Origin of the sequence: Streptomyces anatolicus (assembly GCF_019400875.1) — a bacterium.
Classification (GTDB): Bacteria; Actinomycetota; Actinomycetes; order Streptomycetales; family Streptomycetaceae; genus Streptomyces; species Streptomyces anatolicus.
Map to the genome: position 1 here is coordinate 1 of NZ_WMBF01000463.1, position 4,984 is coordinate 4,984.

Consider the following 4,984-nt stretch of genomic DNA (forward strand, 5'->3'; position numbering starts at 1 on the left):
ACCCAGTTCATCGCGCCCGTCCCCGGCGACAGCGGCCCCGCGGGCCAGGGCGCGCCGCCCGAGCCCGCCGCCGCGCCCTACGGCATCCGCCCCGGCGCCCCCGGCGACCGGCAGCCGCCCGCCGAGTTCGACAACCTCTTCCGCACCGAGCCGGAGGCCGAGGGGCCCGCCTCCACCCAGCAGATGCCCCGCTTCGAGGCCCCGGGCACCCCGGCTCCGGCCCCGGCGCCCGCACCGGCCCCTACGGGGAACGGCCACGGCGGCGGACGCCGCAGCCGCACCGGATCGAAGGTGCCGCTCATCGCCGCGATCGGCGTCGGCATCGCCGTGCTCGGCGTCGGCGCGGGCGCGCTCCTCAGCTCCGGCGGCGGTGACGACGAGGCGGACGGCAAGCCCGTCTCCGCGTCCGCCCCGGCCGACGAGCGGCCCTCGCCCACCGCCGACCCCGCGAGGAAGCAGGCGGTCGCCCTGGACAAGCTCCTCGCCGACAGCAACAACAGCCGTGACATGGTCATCGCCGCCGTACGCAACGTCGGCAAGTGCCAGAACCTCAGCCAGTCGGCGACCGACCTGCGCGCCGCAGCCAAGCAGCGCAACGGCCTGGTCACGCGTCTCGCCGGGCTGAAGGTCGACAAGCTCCCGGCCAACGACCAGCTGACGGCCTCCCTCAACCGGGCCTGGAAGGCGTCCGCCTCCGCCGACAGCCACTACGCCGCGTGGGCGGACCAGATGGCGGGCAAGAAGGGGTGCAAGAAGGGCCACGCCCGCAGCACCCCGCAGCACGGCGCGGGCAACCGCGCGAGCGGTGAGGCGACCACCGCCAAGGAGCAGGCGGCCAACCACTGGAACGCGATCGCCCGCAAGTACGGGCTGACCACGCGCGAGAAGTCCCAGCTGTAGGCCCCGGCCGGGGCGTGCCGCGCCCCGGCTTACGCCGACTGCTCCAGCGTCTCCTCCACGTTCACGAAGCCCTTGCGCGCGGGGACGAACTTCCCGTCGCGCACGACCTGGAACGTGACGCCGGAGTTGATCAGGCGCGGGAACTCGCTGGCCGCGATCAGATCCTCGAAGCGCCAGCTCAGCGGGGGCGTGAGGCCGCCCGTCTCGACGCGCAGACCGCCGTCGAGGGCGCGCCGCAGCGTGTGGGCGGAGACCTCGCCGCCGTTCAGCGACTCGACGGCCTGCTTCAGGACGGTGTACGCGATCCACGTCGTCTGGACGCCCGCGTCGGCGGGGTCGACGCGGTTGTCGCCGAACGCCTGCTCGCGGATGACCTTCCGCATCTGCGCCCACCGGCTGTCGCCCGCCGCGGGGTACCAGCCGGTGACGTACGCGCCTTCGTAGGGGCCGCTCGCGCCGCCGGTGCGGTCGACGAGCGACTGGTCGACGCTGCCGAGCACGGAGGAGATCCGCACCGGCGGATAGTCGTCCTTCGTGCGCCGGAACGAGTCGTAGAAGGTGTCGGTGCGGGCCCCGAGCGCCGCCGTCACACAGCCGTCCTTGGCGCCCGCGTGCTTGAGTGCCTGCTCGGCCTGCGGGGTGAGGTCGGTGCCGTCCTCGGGGGCGCGGATGTCGGCGACGGGCTTGTGGTGGCCGTCGCGGAGCCCGGAGTTGAGCAGCTTGGGCAGCTCGTCACCGGCGAGGGTGTCGGGGCGTACGAGGGCGACGCGGTCGCAGCGGGCGGCGAGCTGGCGGCCGTTGCCCGCGAGGAGCGCCGGTTCGCCGCCGTTGACCGGGTAGGACAGAGGGCTGCTGAACTCGTCGTCGGTGATGCCGTAGCCGCCGATGTAGGGGATGCCCGCGACTTCCAGCGGGGCGAGGAAGGAGCGGCCGTGCTGGCTGTACGCGCCGACGACGGCGGCCACCTCCTGGTCGACCGCCTCGCGCGCGCAGTCGGCGGCGCCGACCGCGTCGTTGTGGTCGTTGCAGGTGAGGACCTTCAGCTCGCGGCCGTCGATGCCGCCGTGCGCGTTGACCCAGCGGGCGTAGGCCTGCGCCATGGCGGGGACGCCGGGCTTGTTGGTGGCCTTGGTCTTCTCCGGGGCCCAGGTCATGACGGTGATGGGGTCGTCCCTGGAACCCCCCGTGGCGCCAGGGATGACCCCGCAACCGGCTATCAGGGACGTACACGCCGTCGCCGCGGCCGCGGCGAGCGCCGCGGTCTTGGAGGGGCGGGGGAAGAAGGTGCGTCGCCTGCCGGTCATGTCCCCGCACGATTCCGTGGGAGGGCCAACCGTGGAGTGACGCGTTCTCAACGGACCGTGACATGAGGGTGAACGGGCGGGGGCCGATTCGAGTGCACGGTGTGGGAACGTACGATCGATGACCGTGCAAGGTTCGGAGAACTCTTCCCGTCGCGGCCGTCGCTCAAGCACCATGGGCGGCATGCCGACCAATGACATGCCGTGGTGGCGCTGGCGCAGCAATGTGCGCTCGGCGCTGCACATGCTCTCCGACCCCGACTTCCAGCGGGAGTGCTGGCTCGCGGGGCGCGAGGAGTACGGGGACGTGACCGACGCCGTCTACCGGCTGGTCGAGGACACCTGGCTGGACAACTGGTCCGCGGAGAAATACGTCGGAACGATCTTCCGGGACCCGCAGGAGGCGGCGCTCGTCGACACGGCCGTGCTGCGGGTCCTGCGGATCATGCACGAGGTCGGGCCCGACGCGATGGTCTCCGTCTATCTGGAGCACCCGGGCTGGCCGGACGCCGTGCGGGCGGCGCGGGACGCGCACGCGCTCCTGGCGGCGGGCGACGGGGAGGACCCGGACGAGCCGCCGAAGACGCTCGAGGTGCTGCGGATCCTGACCCGGTCCGGCTGAGCCGGGGTGGGACGCCCGCCCACGGCGACCGGCGTGTATGGGAACCTTGGCCGCATGAATGAGCAGTCCGCCGCCCCCGCCGCCCCCGCTGAGCAGTACGTCCTCACCCTCTCCTGCCCCGACAAGCAGGGCATCGTGCACGCCGTGTCGAGCTACCTCTTCATGACCGGTTGCAACATCGAGGACAGCCAGCAGTTCGGTGACCATGACACCGGGCTGTTCTTCATGCGCGTCCACTTCTCCGCCGAGGCCCCGGTGACCGTCGAGAAGCTGCGCGCCAGCTTCGCCGCGATCGGCGACTCCTTCCACATGGACTGGCAGATCCACCGCGTCGCGGACCGGATGCGGGTCGTCCTGCTGGTGTCGAAGTTCGGGCACTGCCTGAACGACCTCCTCTTCCGCTCGCGGATCGGCGCGCTGCCGGTGGAGATCGCCGCCGTCGTCTCCAACCACACGGACTTCGCCGAGCTTGTCGCCTCGTACGACATCCCCTTCCACCACATTCCGGTGACGCGGGAGAACAAGCCGCAGGCCGAGGCGCAGCTGCTTGAGATCGTGCGCTCCGAAGAGGTGGAGCTGGTCGTCCTCGCCCGCTACATGCAGGTGCTCTCGGACGATCTGTGCAAGGCGCTGAGCGGGCAGATCATCAACATCCACCACTCCTTCCTGCCGAGCTTCAAGGGCGCGAAGCCGTACCACCAGGCGCACGCGCGCGGTGTGAAGCTGATCGGCGCCACCGCGCACTATGTGACGGCCGACCTCGACGAGGGGCCGATCATCGAGCAGGAGGTCGAGCGGGTCGGCCACGACGTGACCCCCGACCAGCTGGTGGCGATCGGCCGTGACGTGGAGTGCCAGGCGCTGGCGCGGGCCGTGAAGTGGCACGCGGAGCGCAGGATTCTGCTGAACGGGCGGCGGACGGTGGTCTTCGCCTGACGTGTGCGGGGCCCCGGCAGGGGCTTGAGTCACATCCGGCTCAGGGAGGCCGCCGCGAACAGGACGTCTCTGATCGCCTCCCGGTCACCGTCCTGGCCCGCGGCCGCTTCCACCGGCGAGACGTGGCCCGCGGCCAGCCGGCAGAACTCGACGCCGTCCAGGGCCACATGCGCCACCTCCCGCTCGGCCGAGCCGACCGCCGCCGGTGAGTCGAGTGGGATGAACCACTCGCCGCCGCCCAGGCCCTCGATCTCCAGCCGCAGGCTGCGGCCAGGCGTGCCCGCCGCGACCAGGCCGCGCGACGGCGTGGCGAGCCCGGAGCGGCGGCGGTCGGCCAGCGTGCCCGGGAGCATCCGGACGGCCAGGTCGATCATGTGGTGGAGGTGCCCGGGCGCGGGCGGCTCGTACGGGTAGTGGACCGCCTCGGCGATGTCGCCCGCGTGGATCCAGCACTCGAAGGCGCGGTCCACCATCGCGTCCCGCAGCGGCAGCTCGATCTTCTGCCCTGGACCGGCGTCGGCATCGCCGTCGGCGCCGTGCTCGGGCGGTGGCGCCGTCCCGTACGGCACGGGGAGCCGGCCCGAGCCGTCGCCCGCGAAGGAGACCGTGCGGATGATCTCGTGCGCCTGGTCCCGCCAGGGACCCCGCACCGCGCGCGTGGGCGGGAAGTGCGAGGCGTGCCAGTACGCCTCGGTGCGGTGGGCGGGGTGCTGCGGGCCCGGGGTCCCGGGGCCGAGCGGGTCCTCCAGGCCGAGGGCGAGGCCGACCAGGCCGTCGACGGCGAGGAGATGCGCGATGATCCCGGCCACCGTCGTCTTCCTGGTCACCTGGCCGTCCCGCTCGAACCAGCGCAGCCGCACCGGAGCGTGCCACTCCGAGTCGCCGATGTCCCGCAGCAGGGCGTCGAGGCGGGCGCTCTCCGCGTCGTAGGGCACGGCCCACTCGGGCACCGGGATGCGCGGCGGGCGGCGGCCGAGGCAGCTCCGCAGGACGCGGGTGCGAAGGCCGGGGTCGAGATCGAGGCTCTCCTCGGGGTGCAGCAGGCCGACGGCGTCCCGCAGCCGCAGCGCCTCCTCCGCGCAGGGTCCGCAGCCGCCCAGGTGCTCCTCGACGGCGGTGGCCTCGGCCGCCGAGCACGCGGCGAGCGCCCAGGCGCCGAGCAGGGACTTCAGGACGCGGTGCTCAAGGACGAGCGGCTCCGGCGGGGCAGGTGGCGGCTCCCGGA

4 protein-coding genes and 1 pseudogene are annotated in these 4,984 nt (G+C 72.9%); 3 read left to right on the forward strand and 2 right to left on the reverse strand.

Annotation, left to right across the window (positions count from 1 at the left end; genetic code table 11):
- Positions 1-900: pseudogene (locus tag GKQ77_RS27435) on the forward strand (hypothetical protein); the annotation flags it as partial.
- A 29-nt stretch (positions 901-929) separates the two neighbouring features.
- On the opposite strand, the gene GKQ77_RS27440 reads toward GKQ77_RS27435, so the two are convergent.
- Positions 930-2,204, reverse strand: a complete 1,275-nt coding sequence (locus GKQ77_RS27440; RefSeq protein ID WP_219691618.1) for an ABC transporter substrate-binding protein — start codon at positions 2,202-2,204, stop codon at positions 930-932.
- Positions 2,205-2,322: 118 nt separating this feature from the next.
- Between GKQ77_RS27440 and GKQ77_RS27445 the strand changes: the two genes are divergently transcribed.
- The gene (locus tag GKQ77_RS27445) at positions 2,323-2,823 is read left to right on the forward strand and encodes an SCO4402 family protein (protein WP_219691619.1); all 501 of its coding nucleotides are present in this window, start codon (positions 2,323-2,325) and stop codon (positions 2,821-2,823) included.
- Positions 2,824-2,877: 54 nt separating this feature from the next.
- A complete protein-coding gene (purU, locus tag GKQ77_RS27450) occupies positions 2,878-3,759 on the forward strand; it encodes a formyltetrahydrofolate deformylase (protein ID WP_219691620.1) in 882 nt (293 codons plus the stop codon).
- 29 nt (positions 3,760-3,788) lie between these two features.
- On the opposite strand, the gene GKQ77_RS27455 is transcribed toward purU, so the two are convergent.
- The coding region (locus tag GKQ77_RS27455; RefSeq protein WP_258022057.1) for a zf-HC2 domain-containing protein at positions 3,789-4,984 on the reverse strand (1,196 nt) is incomplete at its 5' end.